This window comes from uncultured Vibrio sp. (assembly GCF_947488985.1).
In the GTDB taxonomy this organism is placed as follows: Bacteria; Pseudomonadota; Gammaproteobacteria; order Enterobacterales; family Vibrionaceae; genus Vibrio.
Genome location: NZ_CANLBV010000214.1, coordinates 1 through 1,441, shown reverse-complemented (window position 1 = coordinate 1,441; position 1,441 = coordinate 1). Strand labels below are relative to the sequence as shown.

Annotated in this window: 1 pseudogene; it reads left to right on the top strand. The window is 44.6% G+C overall.

From position 1 onward, the window contains the following. Positions 1-76: 76 nt before the first annotated feature. Positions 77-1,368 (top strand): annotated as a pseudogene (locus Q1A70_RS19890) (multiheme c-type cytochrome); the annotation flags it as partial. Positions 1,369-1,441 lie beyond the last annotated feature (73 nt).

Below are 1,441 nucleotides of genomic sequence, written 5' to 3'. Positions count from 1 at the left end.
GAAGTACACCTAAACCCAGAAAGAGAAGCTGCTTAATAAGTAAGCAAATGATGACAACTACCTTGAAAAACGCCGCTCCCGAGAAAAAGTACAAGGAGGTCAGCGTTGGTATCACCTATATCCTGATACAACCATTACCGATGAGTTCTACTGGACCAACAGTGGCCAGAACTGGAATTTCATGTGTGCAGATTGTCATTCAACGAATCTAGAAAAAAACTACGACAACGCGAGTAATACCTATAACACCACTTGGTCTGAGATTAACGTCGGGTGTGAAGCGTGCCATGGTCCTGCAAGTGAGCATGTTGAGCTGACGAAACGACTAAAGGTAAACGGAGAAACTGATGCTCAAGTTGCGGCACATTATGGCTTCGACCGAGATTTGTCTCAGTCAGTCAAAGAGTGGGTATATCAAGAGGGTAACTCTACCCTACAGCCAAAAGATATTATCCATACCAATCAAGTGCAAACCTGTGCTCAATGCCACAGGTTTGCACTCAATTGAATGAAACAGGCGACCATGTTAACGAGTCATTTTTTGATAAATATCGCCTAAGTTTGATTACGCCAGAGCTGTACCATAATGACGGTCAAATCTACGATGAAGACTATGTTTACGGTTCCTTTTTACAGTCGACGATGGCTGAGAAAGGCGTCACTTGTACCAATTGCCACGATCCACATACCGCAGAATTAAAGTTTGCAGAGGAAGCTGTGTGTAGCCAGTGCCATATAGCGTCGGAATACTCACCTGAAAAGCATACATTCCATCAAGAGAATACCGAGGCTTCCCAATGTACGACTTGCCACATGCCAGAGACAACTTATATGGAAGTCGATCCAAGGCGTGATCACAGTTGGCATATACCACGTCCCGATCTCAGCCAACACATTAAAACGCCGAACGTATGTACGAGCTGTCATGAAGATCAAACAGAGCAATGGGCTGATAAACAAATTGGCGAATGGTTTCCTGATTCAAAGTATCGTAACCAACAACATTTTGCTGTCGCATTTTACGCCGATTCAATAGGGCATAGAGGCGCAGAGGATGCGCTAGCGTACTCGGCTCAAGATTCAAGTTTAAGCGCTATCATTCGTGCATCGAGTTTAGAGCGTTTAGGCGGTAATACAGGCAACAATACGCTGATCTCACTTGCGAGAGCGATTAAACATGACAATGAAATGATCCGCTTAGGTGCAGTAGCTGGTTCCTCTGGTTTTCCGTTTACTGACCGCTGGCAGATCCTAGAGCCACTGCTTAGCGATCCGGTCTTGTCGATTCGCTCCGAAACCGCAGGTGCATTAGTGCGTTATTGGGGGGAAATGAATCCTCTGCAAAAAGATCAAATTAAACCTGCACTATACCCGTGATCATTGAAGGTGCTTGATTTTTAGTAAAATCAGGATCATGCTACGAACTATGATAATTACACTG